Genomic DNA, 16,581 nt, shown 5'->3' with positions numbered 1-16,581 from the left:
GCACATGGGCTAGAACGTGCGTATGACCGATGGTGTGCACGAGACGCTGGACAAGCTCTGCGACGAGGGCATCGAGCAGGTGATCGGCTGGCGCCGTCACCTCCACCAGAATCCGGAGCTGCCCAACCGCGAGGCCGCCACCGCGCGGCTCGTGGCGCGGGAGCTCACCGGGTTCGGGCTGGACGAGGTGCGGACCGGCATCGCCGGGCACGGGGTGGTCGGGGTGCTGCGCGGCGGCCGGCCCGGAGACCGGGTGGCGGCGCTGCGGGCCGACATGGACGCGCTGCCCGTCCCCGACCGCTGCGGCGCGGACTTCGCCGCCGCCGGCGGGGCCTCGCACGCCTGCGGCCACGACTGCCACACCGCGATGCTCCTCGGAGCCGCGCGCGCACTGGCCGACGTACGGGTGCGGGAACGGCTGCCCGGAACCGTGCTGTTCGTGTTCCAGCCGGCCGAGGAGGGCCCGCCGGTCGACGAGGAGGGCGGGGCGCGCCTGATGGTGGCCGAGGGCGCCTTCGAGGATCCCGTCCCCACGATGGCCTTCGGCATGCACGTCACCCCGCACCCCAAGGGCTGGGTGGGCTACAAGTCCGGCCCGATGTACGGGGCCTCCTGCCTGGTCCGGATCACCGTCACCGGGCGGCAGTCCCACGCCTCCTCGCCCTGGTATGGCATCGACCCGATGCCCGCCGTCGGGGCGCTGCTGACCGGGATCGGCCAGCTCTACCGGCAGGTCTCGGCGTTCTCCCCGGTCACCGTCTCCATCGGTCACATCGAGGACGTCGGCCGGTTCAACGTCATCGGTGAAACGGTCACCCTGTGGGGCACGATCCGCTGCGCCGAGGAGCGGGACATGGCCGAGGTCAAGCGCCGCCTGACGGTGCTGGCCGAGCACACGGCCGAGGCGTACGGCGCCTCCGCGGCCGTCGAGCTGCTCCAGGACGTGCCCGCCGTGCGCAACGAAGCGGACTGGGTCGAGGCCGCGCTGCCCACCCTGCGCCGGGTCGCGGGCACGGACCGGGTGGTGGAGGTCGGCGGCACGCTCGGCTACGACGACGTCTCCGAACTCATCACCCGCTTCGGCGGGCTGTACGTGATGCTCGGCGTCCAGGACACCGCCCTGGACCCGGCGAGCGGCGAACCCGTGGCCGTTCCCGGGGGTCGCGGCCTGGTGGGCAACCACCACCCCGCCTTCTACGCCGACGACGACACCCTGATCACGGGCGTACGGCTGCACGCGCACGCCGCGTACGACCACCTGACGGGGGCCCTCGTCACGCGCTGACCGGCGTCCTCGCCAGGGCGGCGAGCTCGTCCAGTACGACCGCGAGCTCGCCCGCGAGGCCCTCCGGGGCCCGGAACCCGTCGGCCGTGACCAGCCCGGTGATGCCCGGGACGGCCACCGAGGCCCCGGTCGGCACCATGCCGACGGCCTCCAGCACCGGGCGCAGCATCTGCCCGGCCGGGGCGCCGCCGGAGCCGCCCGCGCTGTAGGAGAGCAGCCCGGCCGGCTTGCCCTGCCATTCGCGGTGGAGGAAGTCGATGGCGTTCTTGAACGGGGCGGAGAAGCCGCGGTTGTACATCGGCAGGACGAAGAGGAAGGCGTCGGCGGAGTCGACCAGGGCGCTCCACGCGCGGGTGTGGGAGTGGGCGTAGATCCCGGTGGAGGCGCATTCGGGTTCGTCCAGGAAGGGCAGGGCGATCTCGGCGAGGTCGACGGGGGTGACCTCGAAGAGGCTGTGCCGACGCGCCTGGTCGGCGGCCCAGCGGGCCAGGGGGCGGGCGGCGGAGGTGGGGCGGACGGAGGCGGAGACGATGTGCAGGCGGATCGGGTGGGCGTTCACGGTGTGCTCCTCGCGGCCTGGAAGATTTTGTTGACGTGTCACCTATGGGGTGGGGTTCATGGAAGCGCAGGAGTGCGTGACGTGTCAACTAGGTAGGTGACGTGTCACGTACCGGTCTAGACTTCGACCATGACCGAGAACGAGACCGAGAGCGCACCCCGCTGGCTCAGCGAGTCCGAACAGCAGGCCTGGTACGCCTGGCGGCGAATGTTCCCGCTGGTCAACGCCGACATCGCGCGCGATCTGACCCAGGACAGCGGGCTCTCCGAAGCCGACTACGACGTCTTGTCCGTGCTCGGCTCCACCGACGGCCACCGCATGCGCATCAGCGCCCTCGCCGTCCTCATGCAGTGGTCCCGCAGCCGGCTCTCCCACCAGCTCACCCGGATGGAGCAGCGGGGCATCGTCCGCCGCGAAGAGGTGGCCGACGACGGGCGCGGCGCCGAAGTGGTGCTCACCGAGCAGGGGATCACCACGATCATGACGGCCGCCCCGCTCCACGTGGAATCGGTGCGCCGCCACCTGATCGACATCCTGACCCCGGAGCAGCTGCGCACCTTCGCCGAGGTCGGCGAACTGCTGCGCACCCGCCTCGGCGTGGAGCGAAAGACCCGCTGAGCCCCCGGGCTACGGCCGCCAGACCACCCGGTGCTCCGCCAGGTGGGCCAGCACCGAGTGGTTGGCCTCCCAGCCGTCCGGGAACTTCATGGTCACGCCCAACTGCACCGGCTCAGAGGACGGGTGGGCGTCCAGCAGGTCCGCTATCCCCGCCCGGGCCACCACCACGCAGGCGTGCCGGTGCCGTGAGGCCAGTACGCAGAGCCGGCCCGTCTCCAGGTGGAAGGCGGTCGCGTCCGGACGGCCCGACAGGGGGTGCAGGACCACCGTGAGGTCGTACTCGCGGCCCTGGAGCCGGTTCGCCGTGTCCACGGTGACCCCCGTGACCCCGAGCGCGGACAGCGCCGCCCGGACCGACGCCGCCTGGTCCCGGTGCGCGGTGCCCACCGCGATCCGGTCCGCCGTCAGCGGGGACGGGCCGCCCGCCTGCTCGTCCGCCGTCACCGCACCCCGGTCCAGCGCCCGGCGGACCACCAGGGCCACCGCCCGCACCGCCTCCGGGTCGGTGCGCGGGGTGTGCCGGGCCGGCAGCTCCAGCAGCCCCCACCCCGACTCGGCGGCCTCGTCCAGCACCCGGTCGGGGCCCGAGCCGTCGCCCGCGACCCCGTAGGACATCCGCCGCTCGCCGGGGCCCGTACCGCTGCGGAACTGCGTGTACGGGTAGAACGCGCGGGAGACCAGCGGCGCGGCCGAAGCCGGCAGCCGCCAGGACACCGGCAGCCGGTGCTGCGGCAGGTCCGGGTTGTGCGCGAGCAGGGTGGACACCGCCGAGGCGGAGGGGTCGTAGGACAGGCCCGCCCACTGCTCGGCGCCGACCACGCTGAAGGGGTCGAGCTGCCCCGGGTCGCCCACGAACAGCGCCCGGTCGAAGAGCCCGGCCACGGCCAGCAGCGCGTCCGAGCGCATCTGGTACGCCTCGTCCACGATGGCGTGCTCCCAGGGCTCCACGTCCTTGACCCACGCCCACTTGGCCGCCGTCGAGATGGTGATGGGCAGCCCCGCGAGGTCCCCCGGCTTCGCCGACAGCACCACCGAGTCCAGCTCGCGCAAGGCCGGATCGTAGGCGTCGCCCTCGCTGCTGTGCAGCCGGCCCACCTTCAGCTCGGGATCCTTCGCGTGCAGCCGCAGCACCAGGTCGTCGACCTGGGCGTTGGTCTGCGCGACCACCATCAGCCGGCGCCCGGCCGCCGCCAGGTCCCGGGCCGCCCGCACCACCAGCGTGGACTTCCCGGCCCCGGGCGGGGAATCGACGACCACGCCCCGGGCCCCGCCGTGCAGGGTGTCGCGCAGGATGGCGTCGGTGGCCCGGCCGGCGGCCGCGCCCGGATCGAAAGCGGTGCTCGCGGTGCTCACAGGAGGTCCTCGGCGGTCACGGGATCGGGCAGCGGCAGGGCGGGGGCGTCACCGGTCAGGTGCGCGGGCGGCCCGCCGTGGGTCCACGGGGTCTGCTCGGCGTCCGGCAGTTTCGGGCCGCCGCGCGCGTCGTGCTCGAACAGCGTCCAGCACACCCGGTCGCCCTTCTCCGGCACCGAGCCCGGCTCCGGATCCTTGCCGCGGCCCATCTTGTCGAGGACGCGCAGCACGAGCCGGCCGTCCTCCTCCCGGCGCACGAACTGCGCGCTCTGCGGGCGCCCGTCGAGCGAGCGGTACACCTTCGGGCCGCCGCCTTCACCGCCGTCGGTGAGCTGCGGCCGGTCCTCCGTGGCCACCCACACCAGCGGGCGCGGGCTCGGCCGCTTCGACTCCGTCCACTCCATGACCACTTCGGTGACCTCCCCGGCGAACGCCTCGCCCGCGAGCCGCCGCCCCGCCATCACCAGCAGGTCGTCCAGCGCCTCCTGGGCGTCGAGCCGCACCTGCTCGGTCTCCCGCGCCGCGAGCTTGCGCGCGGCCGTCACCGCGTCGTCGCGGCGCGGCTGGGGGCCCTCGCCCGCCCGGACCCGGTCCCGGTGGCCGGTGTACGACCAGCGGTCACCGGTCCAGCGGTCCTCGGCGCGCTGCCCGGGGGGCAGTTCGCGCAACAGGGCGATCGAATCCCAGACCGCCCGCCAGGTGCCCTCCATCTGCTCCACGACCAGCCGCCGGACCGCCTGCTCGGCAGCGGCGCGCCGCCCGTCGCCGTTCCCGCTCGTGTCCGCGGCCGCCCGCGCCGCGTCGAACTTCGCGATCGCCGGAGCCAGCAGCTTGTTGTCGAAGGCCGGATCGGTGGCAGGACCGGCCGGCGGGACGAGCAGCACGCCCTGCGGATCGCGGTCGAGCTCCGCGCGCAGCGCCCGCTCGGCGCCGGATTCCCCCTCCGGCGGGTCGATCCACGCCAGCAGGGCACGCAGGTGCTGGTCCTCCAGATTGCTCTGCCCGGTGGCCCAGTGGCGCGACAGCAGGTCCGTCGCGGACAGCAGCATGGAGGATCCGGGCACCCGGGAGCGCTCGGCGAGGTGCGTGAACCAGCGCCCCAGCAGCGGCACCTGCGCGGGCGCCGGGTACGGGTGCTCGGGGTCCTCCTCGGCGGTCCGCCGGAACCGCATGGACCGCCCCAGCAGCCGGACGTACTCGATGCCCGCACGGCTCGGCACGATCAGCTGCGGCGCGTCCAGGCAGAGCTCGGCCTCGACCTTGACCCGCTTGCCCGTCTCCGGGTCGGTCTCGGTGCGCTCCACCGGCTCGACGGCGTCCGCGTAGCCATCGATGTACGGGACCACGTGCCCGGCCAGCGCCGCCAGGAACTCCCACCGCAGGTCCCGGTCGCGCGGCTGCGGTATGGCCAGGACGTGCGGCCGGTCCGGATCGGTGCCGACCATCGCGCCGAGCGGAGCCCCGGCCTCGCCCGCCGTGGTCAGCGGTACGAAGACCAGCGGGCGCTCGCTCAGATGCCGGTGCCGTACGGTCGCCAGCGGCTGGGCCCGCCCTGCGCGGACGGCCTCCAGCCGGGCCAGGGTGTTCAGCAGGGACATTCGACGGCCTCCGTGCGGATGCGGGCGGGAGCCTGCTCCAGCGCCTCGGCGCGCAGCCGGGCGGCGTACCGCAGCGCGGCCGCGGTGGGGTCCTCGGGGGCCGTGTCGTCGGGAGGCGTGCCGCCCGCGGCCGCCGCGAGGGCGGCCTCGACCGTGGTCAGCCCGCCCAGCTCACCCCGTACCGAGCGGCCGAGCGCGGTCACCTCGTCGGCCCCGCGCGCCCGGTCCCGGCAGTGGAAGGCCAGCTCGCAGGCGGCCAGGCACTCGGGGGCGTAGGCGGCGGACACGGCCGACACGGCCTCGGTCAGCTCCTCGGCGGAGCACGCCGGATCGAAGGTGAGGCCTTCGGGCAGTGCCCCGGCCAGTTCCTCGACCCGGGTGAGCCGCTCCAGCTGGCGCCGGGTCACGGAGCGCTCGCGGCGGATGTCGACGGGAGCGGCGGTGGGCAGGTTGGAGAAGTCCTTGGGGCAGACGAGCAGCACGGTGTGCCCGACCTCGGCGCCGGCCACCTTCGCGGCGGTCGCCTCCAGGGCCAGCACGTACACGGCGGCCTGGCGGGCGGCGGCGCCCACCTTCGCGGCGTCGGCGGACCCGTCGATCATCGGGAACGACTTGATCTCCACCACGGTCCAGCGCCCGTCGGGGTGCACGACGACGGCGTCCGGCTCCAGGTAGGCGGGGGAGCCGGCCACCTCCAGCGCGAGCATGGGGTGGTCCAGCAGGGTCCAGGCACCGGCGGCGGTCGCCTCGCGCAGCGCGAGCGCGGTGCGGGCGGCCCGGCCCTGGGGGCCGGCGGCGGTGAGGTCGGGGGTGAGGGCGTCCGGTCCGGGCGGGCCGGCCGCGCCGCCGGATCGCGCGCCGATGTGCTCGTACACCAGGCGCAGGAGCTCGGCTCCGCCGTCGCCCTTGACCTTGGCCTCGAAGGAGTTGCCGCGCACGATGGCGAACTGCGACTGGCCGAAGGCCGCGGGGGAGCCGAGGGCCGCCGCGAGCACGGTCTTGTCCACGCCGGCGCCGTCGAGCAGGGCGCGTCTGCCGCAGCCGGGGTTGGCGGCGAGTGCCGCCAGCGCCCGGGCGTCGAGGGGGCGCGGTGCGACGTCGGGGCCGCGCAGATCAGCGAGCCGTTGCCGCAGAGTCTTCGGGGGATTCATCGGCTGCGCGGCCTGCACGGCCTGCGCGGTCTGCGTGGCCTGCCATGCCGCCGGCTGCGCTGTCGGCCCGGGGGACCGCGGCGGGGTCTGTGGCGACGAGGCGCTGGGCGGGTAGGAGCTCACCCGCGGAAGTCTCCCATCCGCCACTGACAATCGTGGACTTACTGCGGAAACCGGCTGTTCGGGTGGTGTGCGGGGCGGGCCCGGCGGACGCGGCCGATCCCGCGGAGGCGCGGAATCCGGCGCCCCCGGTAATCCCCGCGCCCCCGGTGATCCCGGCGGGCAGGGCGCGGGCCGCGAGGTAGCCGGCCCCCATCACGGCGGCCCCGGCGACGGCGTCGAGGAAGTAGTGGTTGGCCGTGCCCATGACCACCACGGTGGTGACGACGGGGTAGGCGGCCCCGAGCGCCCGCACCAGCGGCCGGCGCGCACAGCACCACAGCACGACCCCGCACCACAGGGCCCAGCCCACGTGCAGGCTGGGCATGGCCGCGAACTGGTTGGTGAAGGAGCCGAGCCCGCGCGGCGCGCTGGCCTCCCCGCCCCACCAGCCGTAGTCGCTGTACCGGGCCATCGTGTCGGTGAACCCGTACGAGGCGGCGAGCAGCCGGGGCGGGCAGGTGGGCACCAGCGCGAAGCCGACGAGTCCGAGGAGGGTGGAGAGCATCAGCCAGGTGCGGGCGAATCGATACTGCTGGGGGCGCCGCCGGTAGAGCCAGACCAGCACCGCCGGGGTGACGAGGTAGTGCAGGGAGGCGTAGAGGAAGTCGGCGGGTATGCCGAGGACCGCCTGCCCGGTGAAGAGCCGGTTGAGCGGCCGCTCCAGGTCGAGGGCCAGGAGTTCCTCCAGCCGCAGGATCGCGACCCCGTGGTCCACCGCCAGTCCGACGTCGCCCCGGGCGAGGAGTCTGCCACCCGAGTACGCCGCGTAGACGAGCCCCAGGAGCAGCAGTTCGGCCCACCAGCGCGGAGGCTGCCGCCTATTAGTCATACGGCGTATGACGTGCGTGAAGACGCAAGGGTTGCGTGGCGTTCACCTGATGGATGATGGAGCGGCGACGGAACCACCGCAAAGCAGTGCGAATGGTCGGACCGTCGATGCTTTGTCCGTCATGCCCGCCCTGTCCTGCCCGTCCACCCATCTCACCCCTCGACCAGGAGAACTCACATGGCCCCCCGCATCCTCTTGGCCCGCCACGGCCAGACGGCGTGGTCCCAGCTCGGCAAGCACACCGGACGCACGGACGTGCCCCTGCTGGAGGAGGGGAAGCGCGGCGCGAAGCTGCTCGGCGAGCGCCTCGCCCGCGACCCCTGGGCGAGCCTGCGCGGGCTGGAAGTGCGCACCAGCCCCCTGGTGCGGGCCAGTGAGAGCTGCGACCTGGCCGGCTTCGGCGTCCAGGCGGAGCCGTGGGACGCGCTGATGGAGTGGGACTACGGCGACTACGAGGGCATGACCCCGGCCGAGATCCAGGCGATCCGGCCCGGCTGGCTGATCTGGCGCGACGGGGTCCCGGGCGGCGAGTCCGTCGCGGACGTCTCGGCCCGCGCCGACGAGGTCGTCACCTGGGCCCGCTCGGCCGAACGCGACGTCCTCGTCTTCGCACACGGCCACATCCTGCGCACCCTGGCCGCACGCTGGCTCGGCTTCGACGCCTCCTTCGGCGCCCGCATCCGCCTGGAGCCGACCTCCCTGTCGGTCCTGGGCTGGGCGTACGGGGCCCCCGCGCTGGAGCGCTGGAACGACACGGGGCACTTGGACGCGTAGCGGTGGCCTGCCGGAAGGGCCGCTCCCCGACCGTCCCCGTTCTGCCCGCCGGGGGTGGCCCGCCACACCGGGTTCTCCGTCTCAGATCCCCTGTACGACGATGCGGTCGCCGCAGAGGAGCTTCATGTCTTCCTCGTCGGACGTGAAGATCGTGACGTCACCGGGCTGGCGCAGTGCCACGGCCGCGAGGGCCGCATCGATGGCGTACTTGTGGCCGTGCAGGCCGGCGCTCTCAAGCAGCTCGATCGCCTCGCCTGCGATCTCGCGGGTGACCGGTTCCACCACGATCTTGGAAAGGGTCCACGTCCACGCGGCCTTCTTGACTCGCTTGTGGTAGGCCTCGATGAGCGTCATGGAGCTGGTGACCACTCGGATTCCCGAGCGGTCCGCGTCCTTGAGGCGGGCACCCATGATGCGGTTGCCGAGCACAGCCTGGGAGAGGCCCTCGCTGTCGAGCAAGTAGACGAGCTCCGACATCAACTCGCCTTCCGGTCCGGCACGGACCGGGCCTTGCGTTCCGCATGCTGCCGCTGGAGCGAGAGCCGCTCCGCCTCGGCGACCGCCAGCTCGGCGTCGGCGACCTCCCCGTGCTCGCCCTCCCACCAGCCGACGAACTCATGAAGGTGGTCCCGCTCGCGCTGGCGCTCTATGGCCTGTGTGACGTATCGGCTGAAGCCGCCGGACCCCACCTCGGCGCGGATCTCCTCCGCCAGCTCCTCGGGCAGGGTCACGGTGTACTTCTTCGTTGCCATACCAGTCATCATACCGCTCGGGGCCGTCGGCCACCGCTACAGCCCCCGGAGGGTCACGCCGACGCGTGCCGCCCGAGGAACGCGCCCACGCGCGGGGAGCGCTGGTGCGGAACCAGCGTGCGGGCCGTCGCCGCCAGCATCGACTGGATCCGGGTCGACTGGACCTCCTCCAGCAGCTCCAGCACCCGGCCGCCCGCCCAGGCGGCCTCGTCGGGGGCGCCCGCGTGGGCCAGGTTGTCGGCGAGCTCGGCGGTGTAGAGGGCGACGTTGCGGGCGAAGTGCGGATCCTGGAGGTCGGCCGCCCGGCGGGCGTGCCGGGCCGCCCGCGCGTGCTCGCCGAGCGAGGCCCAGCAGCGGGACTCCAGGGACTCCAGCTCGGCCTCGCCGAAGAAGGACATCCACTCGGGGTCCGCGCCCGCCTCGCCGCGCGAGAACTCCGTGTGCGCCCGGGTCAGCGCCTCCTCGCAGGCCTTGCGGTCGGACAGCCCCGCCCAGCCGCCGGCCTCCCGCAGGGCGAGCAGCGACAGGAGCCGCGGGGAACCGAGCGACCGGGCGGCCCGGCGGCCCGCCTGGGCCGCCCGTACCGATTCGCGGGGGCGCCCGCAGTCCCGGGCGAGGAAGGCCATGTTGCTGAAGGCGTGCGCCTCCAGGCCGGCGTCCCCGGAGACCCGGGCCGTGGCCAGCGCCTCCGCGTAGTGCGAGCGGGCGTCGTCGAACCGGCCCGAGTCGTGCGCGAGCCAGCCCACCGAGATGGCCAGCTCGCCCGCGCCCGCGTGCAGCCGGTCCTCGGTGGACTGCCGGGTCGCCCCCGCGTCGAGCAACGCGTAGGCGGTGCGCAGGGGTTCCGCGGCCCGCCGGTACAGGGCGTCGGCGCCGTGCCGGTCGTCCAGCAGCCGGATCTGGCGTACGGCGTCCTCGACGGCGGCCGCCTCGGACTCGCCGGCGCGGGAAGGGAGCCGGCGGGTGTCGCCGAGCAGGGTGAGGCTGAGGGTCGCGGCCGCCACGGTCGCGGAGCCCCCCGCCATGAACGCGCGACGCAGCACGTCGCTCTCCTTGGAACGCGAAGGGGCAGGGATGACGGTGGGGTGGGGGCGTTTGGCGAAGGCGGAGCAGGACTCCGCCTGTTCGCGCTGCGCCAGCCGGCCCCGTACCGTCTCGCGCGGTGAGAACCCCAGGTCGGCCAGGGTGCGGCCGGGGAACATGTGGAGGAAGACCCGCTCGTAGGCGTAGTTGGGGCAGCGGATCTCGCCGGACTCGACCCGGCCGATGTAACGAGCGTCGCAGGAAACCGTTTCTCCGATTTCCTTCGCCGCCCTGCGCACCAGCGCGGCGAACTCGGCCGGGGAGTGCTGACCGCGCAGCCGCCGGAAGGGGATGTTGGGTGAGTGGGGGGACGTCGCCATGGACGCGGCCTCTCTGGGCAAGTGATTGCGCTGCCGGTGACTGTGTGGTGCCTGTGACGCGCTGCCCGGCGGGCATGAACGTACCGCCAGCGGTGGAGGGTTGACTCGGTGTTTGGCTACAAAACGGATATCTCACCCGCGATCCGCCATGAACTGCCATCCTTTGCAGCGTCTTGCCACCGCACCTGTTGACGTTCCCGTGCGTTGAACTCATGCGGAGTGGGAGGAAGCCCGCAGGCTTCCGGGACCGCTCCCGCGATGCTCGTACGCGGATCTGAGGAGGGGTTCCCTTGGTGGAGGGCGGCATGGAGAGCACGGATACGAACACCGCGCCCGAGACCGGAGCGCCCCTGCAGACCGGAGCGCCCCTCATGGCCGGCGGGGTGTCCTTCGTCCCGGGCGCCCCGGACCTGGTCACGGTGCCCACCCGGCAGGGGCTGGAGGCCGTCGACATCATCCAGCGGGCCGCCGGCCAGGCCAGCCGCGCGGGTGGCGTCGGCCCGGTCCTGCACGACGGCTCCGGCAGCACCCTCGGCTTCCTCGTCCCGCCCGGCACTGCCGACGCCTGGGACCTCCCGGGCAGCGCCTGTACGCACACCAACGGGCGCGGCATGCGCTTCGGCGACACCTCGCCCACCGCGGGCGACACCGGCTGGCTGCTGCCGCCGGAGGCCGTCGGGCCGGTCACCGACCCGGAGGTGCTGCGGGCGGCGCTCGGCGAGGCGGCCCGGCTGATCGAGGCCGCCGACAACTGCCGCTAGGGCCCCGACGGGCTCGAGCGCCTGTCGGGCCCTGACCAGCCATAATGGGGGCGTGGCGAGCAAGGGCAAGGGCAAGGGCGATGACAAGCGGCGCGGGCGCGAGAACTCCGAGGCGCCGGCCGGGCCGGTGGACGGCGGTCACGCCGCGCTGGAGCCCGACCGGGAGCGGTCGCGCGCCTGGACCCTGCTGATCGACGGAGCCCCGCAGTCCCACGTGGACCTGGACGACCCCGGGCACCTGGACTTCGCCTACCAGCGCCGGATCGGGCACCTGATCGACCTGTTCGCCCCCGCCCGCCAGCCCCTGAACGTGCTCCACCTCGGCGGCGGAGCCTTCACCCTCGCGCGCTACACGGCCGCCGCCCGCCCCCGCTCGACGCAGCAGATCGTCGAGATCGACGCCGGGCTCGTGGCCTTCGTACGGGAACACCTGCCGCTGGACCCGCAGGCCCGGGTCCGGGTCCGCGCGGTCGACGCCCGGGCCGGGCTGGCGAAGATCCCGGACGGCTGGGCCGACCTGGTGATCGCCGACGTGTTCAGCGGGGCCCGCACCCCGGCGCACCTGACGAGCGCCGAGTTCCTGGACGACGTACGCCGCGCCCTGGCGCCCGGCGGCTGGTACGTGGCCAACCTCGCGGACGGTCCGCCGCTCTCGCACCTGCGGGGCCAGATCGCCACGGCCGCGTCCCGGTTCGGGGAGCTGGCGCTGGCCGCCGACCCCGTGGTGTGGCGGGGGAAACGCTTCGGCAACGCCGTGCTGGTGGCCGCCGACCGGGAGCTCCCGGTCGCCGAGTTCACCCGCCGGGTGGCGAGCGACCCGCACCCCGGCCGGGTCGAACACGGCCGCGCCCTCATCGACTTCGCGGGCGGCGCCGTCCCGGTCTCGGACGCCTCGGCGGTGGCCTCGCCGGAGCCCCCGCCGTCGGTCTTCCGCTGACCCGGGGCTACTCCCCGGACGCTGCCGCCAGCTCCCGCAGGCGCCGCTTGTCCGGCTTGCCGCGGCCCGTCAGCGGGAGCTCCGGCAGCCAGAACACCGCCGCCGGCCGCTGCCCCGGCGCCAGCTCCGCCGCGACCAGCGCGCACGCCCCGGCCGCCGCCGCGTCCGTCGGGGCGTGGCCGGGCGCCGCGACGAGGAAGGCGCACACCGCCTCCCCGGTGAGCGGGTCCGTCCGCCCCACGACGGCCGCCCGGGCCACGGCGGGGTGCCGGGTCAGGGCCGTCTCGATCGGGCCGCAGTAGATGTTCGCCCCGTGCACCATGACCACGTCCTTGACCCGGTCGTCGAGGTACAGGTACCCGTCGGCGTCGACATGCCCGACGTCCCCCGTGCGCAGCCAGCCGTCGTGCAGGACCTCGGCCGTCAGGGCGGGCTGATTGCGGTAGCCGGCCATGACCATCGGGGAGCGCACCCACACCTCCCCGGTGGCCCCGGGCGCGGAGCCCCGTACCTCGACCTCCACCCCCGGCGCCGGGCGGCCGACGGATCCGAGCAGGTGGGGGCGGTCGGTGGCCGCCGCGTCGTGGTCGGCCGGGGAGAGCCGGCTGAGCACCCCGGCCTCGTTCATCCCGTAGCCCTGCGTCCAGCGCACCTCCGGACCCCACCGGGTCAGCGCCCGCCGCAGCAGCTCGGGGTGGACGGGGGAGTCGCCGTAGGAGACCCGTACCAGGCCGGGCACGCCGTCGGCGGTCTCCGGGTCGTCGAGCAGCCGGTACAGCATCGAGGGCGTCAGGTACGTGGCCGCGGGACCGAGCCGCCGACAGGCCTCGGCGAACTCCCGGGTGCCCAGGGGGTGCACGATCTCCGAGCGGCCGCCGATCCGCAGCTGCTCCAGGCAGCGGCCGCCGGAGCGCTGGGAGAGCGCGTCGGTCGATACGAACGTGAGCGGCGCCGAGCCGTCGGCGGACGGGGAGTCGGTGCGGGTGGCCGTACGGGCCGCCATCGCGGCGAAGGTCGAGGCGACGCCCTTCGGGCGGCCCGTCGTACCGCCCGTGTAGGTCACCCGGGCCACGTCCTCGCCGCGCGCCGCCACCGCGACGGGCAGGGCCTCCCGGGCGGAGGCCAGGTCCAGCAGCGCGGCCAGCCCGATGCGGGCCGCGGGGCCCGGCGGCACCGGGGTGTCGTGGACGACCAGGTCGGGCTCGCAGTCCCGTAGGAGGTGGTCGAGCCCGTGGGTCGTGGGGCCGACGCACACGTGGGTCAGCCGGGCCCCCAGCACGTGCGCGGCCAGCCGTACGAGCAGGGTCCGCGGCGGATTGCCCGCCGATACGACGGCCAGCCCGGAGCCGCGCCGGATCCCCAGGTCGGCCAGGGCGCCCGCCAGCCGGTACGTCCAGGCCAGCACCTCGGAGTGGGTCAGGACCCAGGGCCCGGACCCGAAGGCGGGGCGGTCGCCGTACCGCTCGCAGGCGTCGATCAGGTCGGTGACGTACCGCGCGCCGGTGCTCATGGCGCCACGGTATCCGGCGGGCCACATCCGGCAGGAGGACGGGCCCTGCGGGGCGGCCGTCTCCGGGTCGGCCGTCCAGGGACCGGCCGGCTACGGGTCGATGATCTCCACCAGCGGCGGGTGGTCGTGCCAGGTGCAGAACACCGACACCTCGCGGCCGTCACGGGTGAAGGTGACGCGGATCCAGGACGGCTGCTTCCAGACCTGCATCCGCCAGCCGGCCAGCGGGGTCGCCGAGACCAGCTCGCCGGAGGTGGCGCCGAGATCGAAGACGACCCGGCCGCCCGAGACGCTGTACGCCTTCACGTTCTCGCTCGGGGTCCCCTGCCGCTGCGAACGGGGGGTGGGCGTCGCGGAGGGCTTGGCGGAAGGGGAAGGGGAAGGGGAAGGGGAAGGGGAGGGGGAGGACATGGAGGGTGACGCGGACGGCGTCGGGGAGGGCGTCGGCTCCGGCGGCTGCGCCCGGTGGGTGGAGGAGGAGAGGGGCTGCGTGGCCAGCGGCACCGCGAGCGGCGGATCATAGGCGGTACCGGACATGACCGAGTGCACGCCCCACCACGACAGCGTCACCGCCGCCCCGGTCGCCAGGGTCCACGCGCCCGCATGGGCGATTGCTCTACCGACAAGTCCTCGTCGCATCGGGGGACATACTGCACCACCCGTCCCAGACCTGGCCCGGCACCCCTCGGCCTCCCCCGAATGGGCTACGGTGCGGGCCATGGCAAGTGTGCTCGTGGTCGAGGACGACCAGTTCGTACGTTCCGCCCTCATCCGGCACCTGACCGAGGCCTCGCACACCGTGCGCAGCGTCGGCACCGCCCTGGAGGCGCTGCGCGAGGTCGCCCACAACCGCTTCGACGTGGTGATCCTCGACCTCGGACTGCCCGACCTGGACGGCGCCGAGGCGCTCAAGATGCTGCGCGGGATCACCGACGTGCCCGTCATCATCGCGACCGCCCGCGACGACGAGGCGGAGATCGTCCGGCTGCTCAACGACGGCGCCGACGACTACCTGACCAAACCCTTCTCCGTGGAACACCTCTCCGCGCGGATGGCCGCCGTCCTGCGCCGCGCCCGCTCCTCGGCCGGGGCCGAACCGCCCTCCCGCGTGCTGCGCGTCGGCGGCCTCGCCATCGACCCGCTGCGCCGCCAGGCCGAGCTGGACGGGGCGGTACTGGACCTCACGCGGCGGGAGTTCGACCTGCTGGCCTTCCTCGCCGGGCGGCCGGGCGTGGTCGTGGCCCGCCGGGAGCTGCTCGCCGAGGTCTGGCAGCAGTCGTACGGCGACGACCAGACCATCGACGTCCACCTGTCGTGGCTGCGCCGCAAGCTCGGCGAGACCGCCGCCAGCCCGCGGTACCTGCACACCTTGAGGGGTGTCGGGGTGAAGCTGGAGCCCCCGGCGTGAGGAGCTCGCTGTGAGGTGGGCGCTGGTCAAGGTGTGCCTCGCGGTCACCGTGATGGTAGTCGTGGCCTTCGCCGTACCGCTCGGGCTGGTCGTCCAGGAGATGGCCAGCGACCGGGCGTTCTCCAACGCCGAGCGGCAGGCCGCCACCATCGGGCCGACGCTGTCCATCACCACCGACCCCGTGCAGCTGCGCAAGGCCGTGGAGTCCACGCAGATGGGCGCCGACCGGCGGATGGCCGTGCACGTGCCCGCCGTCGGGGACGATCCGCGCGTGGACGTCGGCGACGGCTGGGCCGGCGAGCGGGCCGTCTCCGAGACCCGGCGGATCGGGCGGGCCGCGACCGTCCCGGTGGCGGGCGGCGGCTCCGCGCTGCTCCAGCCCGTGGCCCTCGGCTCCGGGGACATCGCCGTCGTGGAGATCCTGGTCCCGGAGAGCGAGGTCAGCAACGGCGTCGCCACCGCCTGGCTGGTCCTCGCGGGCGTCGGCCTCGCCCTGGTCGTGGGCTCGGTGGCGGTCGCGGACCGGCTCGGCGCCCGCCTGGTACGGCCGGCCGAACGGCTCGCGGACGCAGCGCACCGGCTGGGCGAGGGGCGGCTGGGGGCGCGGGTCCCCGAGGAGGGGCCGAAGGAACTGCGCTCGGCGGCCGTGGCGTTCAACTCGATGGCGGACCAGGTGGTGGAACTCCTGGCCAACGAGCGGGAGCTGGCCGCCGACCTCTCCCACCGGCTGCGGACCCCGCTGACGGTGCTGCGGCTCAACGCCGCCTCGCTCGGCGACGGCCCGGCGGCGGAGCAGACCCGGGCGGCCGTGGAGCAGCTGGAGCGGGAGGTCGACACGATCATCCGTACCGCCCGCGAGCAGCGGCCCGCCGCCGCCGCGCAGGGGCCGGGCGCCGGCTGCGACGCCTCCGAGGTGATCCGCGACCGGATGGGGTTCTGGTCGGCGCTGGCCGAGGACGAGGGCCGCGAGGTGCGGCTCGCGGGGGTCGACCGTACGGTACGGATCCCCGTGGCCCGGCCGGAGCTCGCCGCGGCGCTGGACGCCATGCTGGGCAACGTGTTCCGGCACACCCCCGAGGGCACGCCCTTCGCGGTGGACGTCCACGACGCCGGGGACGCGGTCATCGTGCTCGTCTCGGACGCGGGGGGCGGCATCGCCGATCCGGACGCGGCCCTGCGGCGCGGCAACGACGGCGGCCGCGACGGGTCCACGGGCCTGGGCCTGGACATCGTCCGGCGGGTCGCGGAGTCGACGGGCGGGGACGTGCGGCTGGGGCGCTCGGTGCTCGGCGGCACCGAGGTGCGGGTGTGGATCGCGCTGGACGGGCGGGCGCGCGGAGACTCGGGGCGCGCCGGACGCAGCCGACGCAAGCGGCGACGCAGCTAGGCCGTCTCCTTCGGCGGCGCAACCAGGCCGTCTCTTCGGCGACTCAACCAGGTCGTCTCTTCGGCGACGCAACCGACGTAACCCTGCGGTCGGC

Annotated in this window: 17 protein-coding genes; 7 read left to right on the top strand and 10 right to left on the bottom strand. The window is 74.5% G+C overall.

The window, feature by feature from the left end; translation table 11 throughout:
• The first annotated feature begins 22 nt into the window (after positions 1 to 22).
• Positions 23 to 1,285, top strand: coding sequence for a M20 metallopeptidase family protein (locus ACODT5_RS32015; RefSeq protein WP_422522615.1), 1,263 nt, complete (start codon positions 23 to 25; stop codon positions 1,283 to 1,285).
• Here ACODT5_RS32015 and ACODT5_RS32010 read toward each other — a convergent pair.
• Positions 1,275 to 1,844 carry an NADPH-dependent FMN reductase gene (locus ACODT5_RS32010; protein ID WP_422522614.1) on the bottom strand — a complete coding sequence of 190 codons (570 nt, stop codon included), beginning with the start codon at positions 1,842 to 1,844 and terminating at the stop codon, positions 1,275 to 1,277. The genes ACODT5_RS32015 and ACODT5_RS32010 overlap by 11 nt on opposite strands.
• A 129-nt stretch (positions 1,845 to 1,973) precedes the next feature.
• Between ACODT5_RS32010 and ACODT5_RS32005 the strand changes: the two genes are divergently transcribed.
• Positions 1,974 to 2,462: a MarR family winged helix-turn-helix transcriptional regulator gene (locus ACODT5_RS32005; protein WP_422522613.1), complete on the top strand. Its 489-nt coding sequence runs from the start codon at positions 1,974 to 1,976 to the stop codon at positions 2,460 to 2,462.
• Between the two features lie 9 nt (positions 2,463 to 2,471).
• Here the strand turns inward: ACODT5_RS32005 and ACODT5_RS32000 are convergent, their stop codons facing one another.
• The 4 genes from ACODT5_RS32000 to ACODT5_RS31985 are packed head-to-tail and all read right to left on the bottom strand — an operon-like array spanning position 2,472 to position 7,555.
• Positions 2,472 to 3,815, bottom strand: coding sequence for an AAA domain-containing protein (locus ACODT5_RS32000; RefSeq protein WP_422522612.1), 1,344 nt, complete (start codon positions 3,813 to 3,815; stop codon positions 2,472 to 2,474).
• Entirely contained in the window at positions 3,812 to 5,413 is a 1,602-nt protein-coding gene (locus tag ACODT5_RS31995) for a hypothetical protein (protein WP_422522611.1), read from the bottom strand. The genes ACODT5_RS32000 and ACODT5_RS31995 overlap by 4 nt, the downstream gene beginning before the upstream one ends.
• Complete coding sequence (locus tag ACODT5_RS31990; RefSeq protein ID WP_422522610.1) at positions 5,401 to 6,564, bottom strand: hypothetical protein; 1,164 nt, start codon at positions 6,562 to 6,564, stop codon at positions 5,401 to 5,403. Before ACODT5_RS31990 ends, ACODT5_RS31995 begins: the two co-directional genes overlap by 13 nt.
• Positions 6,527 to 7,555 (bottom strand): phosphatase PAP2 family protein, encoded by a 1,029-nt coding sequence (locus tag ACODT5_RS31985; protein ID WP_422522609.1) that lies wholly within the window; start codon positions 7,553 to 7,555, stop codon positions 6,527 to 6,529. The genes ACODT5_RS31990 and ACODT5_RS31985 overlap by 38 nt, the downstream gene beginning before the upstream one ends.
• 177 nt (positions 7,556 to 7,732) lie before the next feature.
• Between ACODT5_RS31985 and ACODT5_RS31980 the strand changes: the two genes are divergently transcribed.
• The gene (locus tag ACODT5_RS31980; protein WP_422522608.1) at positions 7,733 to 8,329 is read left to right on the top strand and encodes a histidine phosphatase family protein; all 597 of its coding nucleotides are present in this window, start codon (positions 7,733 to 7,735) and stop codon (positions 8,327 to 8,329) included.
• Between the two features lie 81 nt (positions 8,330 to 8,410).
• Here the strand turns inward: ACODT5_RS31980 and ACODT5_RS31975 are convergent, their stop codons facing one another.
• The 3 genes from ACODT5_RS31975 to ACODT5_RS31965 are packed head-to-tail and all read right to left on the bottom strand — an operon-like array spanning position 8,411 to position 10,484.
• Positions 8,411 to 8,806, bottom strand: a complete 396-nt coding sequence (locus ACODT5_RS31975; RefSeq protein WP_422522607.1) for a PIN domain-containing protein — start codon at positions 8,804 to 8,806, stop codon at positions 8,411 to 8,413.
• Positions 8,806 to 9,081 carry a hypothetical protein gene (locus ACODT5_RS31970; protein ID WP_422522606.1) on the bottom strand — a complete coding sequence of 92 codons (276 nt, stop codon included), beginning with the start codon at positions 9,079 to 9,081 and terminating at the stop codon, positions 8,806 to 8,808. The genes ACODT5_RS31975 and ACODT5_RS31970 overlap by 1 nt, the downstream gene beginning before the upstream one ends.
• 53 nt (positions 9,082 to 9,134) lie before the next feature.
• Complete coding sequence (locus tag ACODT5_RS31965) at positions 9,135 to 10,484, bottom strand: NsdA family TPR-like regulatory protein (protein ID WP_422522605.1); 1,350 nt, start codon at positions 10,482 to 10,484, stop codon at positions 9,135 to 9,137.
• Positions 10,485 to 10,789: 305 nt separating this feature from the next.
• On the opposite strand from ACODT5_RS31965, the gene ACODT5_RS31960 reads away from it, so the two are divergent.
• On the top strand, positions 10,790 to 11,245 hold the full coding sequence (locus ACODT5_RS31960) for a hypothetical protein (protein ID WP_422522604.1): 456 nt from the start codon (positions 10,790 to 10,792) through the stop codon (positions 11,243 to 11,245).
• 52 nt (positions 11,246 to 11,297) lie between these two features.
• Positions 11,298 to 12,182, top strand: coding sequence for a spermidine synthase (locus ACODT5_RS31955; RefSeq protein ID WP_422522603.1), 885 nt, complete (start codon positions 11,298 to 11,300; stop codon positions 12,180 to 12,182).
• 7 nt (positions 12,183 to 12,189) lie between these two features.
• Here ACODT5_RS31955 and ACODT5_RS31950 read toward each other — a convergent pair whose 3' ends face one another.
• Both ACODT5_RS31950 and ACODT5_RS31945 read right to left on the bottom strand, forming a co-directional pair.
• Positions 12,190 to 13,692 carry a class I adenylate-forming enzyme family protein gene (locus tag ACODT5_RS31950; RefSeq protein ID WP_422522602.1) on the bottom strand — a complete coding sequence of 501 codons (1,503 nt, stop codon included), beginning with the start codon at positions 13,690 to 13,692 and terminating at the stop codon, positions 12,190 to 12,192.
• A 90-nt stretch (positions 13,693 to 13,782) separates the two neighbouring features.
• On the bottom strand, positions 13,783 to 14,331 hold the full coding sequence (locus ACODT5_RS31945) for a hypothetical protein (protein WP_422522601.1): 549 nt from the start codon (positions 14,329 to 14,331) through the stop codon (positions 13,783 to 13,785).
• Between the two features lie 79 nt (positions 14,332 to 14,410).
• Between ACODT5_RS31945 and ACODT5_RS31940 the strand changes: the two genes are divergently transcribed.
• Together ACODT5_RS31940 and ACODT5_RS31935 are read left to right on the top strand one after the other, a co-directional pair.
• Positions 14,411 to 15,100 carry a response regulator transcription factor gene (locus tag ACODT5_RS31940; RefSeq protein WP_266908557.1) on the top strand — a complete coding sequence of 230 codons (690 nt, stop codon included), beginning with the start codon at positions 14,411 to 14,413 and terminating at the stop codon, positions 15,098 to 15,100.
• Between the two features lie 10 nt (positions 15,101 to 15,110).
• A complete protein-coding gene (locus ACODT5_RS31935; RefSeq protein WP_422522600.1) occupies positions 15,111 to 16,487 on the top strand; it encodes a sensor histidine kinase in 1,377 nt (458 codons plus the stop codon).
• The last annotated feature ends 94 nt before the right edge of the window (positions 16,488 to 16,581 follow it).

It is taken from the genome of Streptomyces tatrensis (genome assembly GCF_049310065.1).
In the GTDB taxonomy this organism is placed as follows: domain Bacteria; phylum Actinomycetota; class Actinomycetes; order Streptomycetales; family Streptomycetaceae; genus Streptomyces.
The sequence above is the reverse complement of the archived record's forward strand: the minus strand, read 5'-3'. Positions and strand labels throughout refer to the sequence as shown.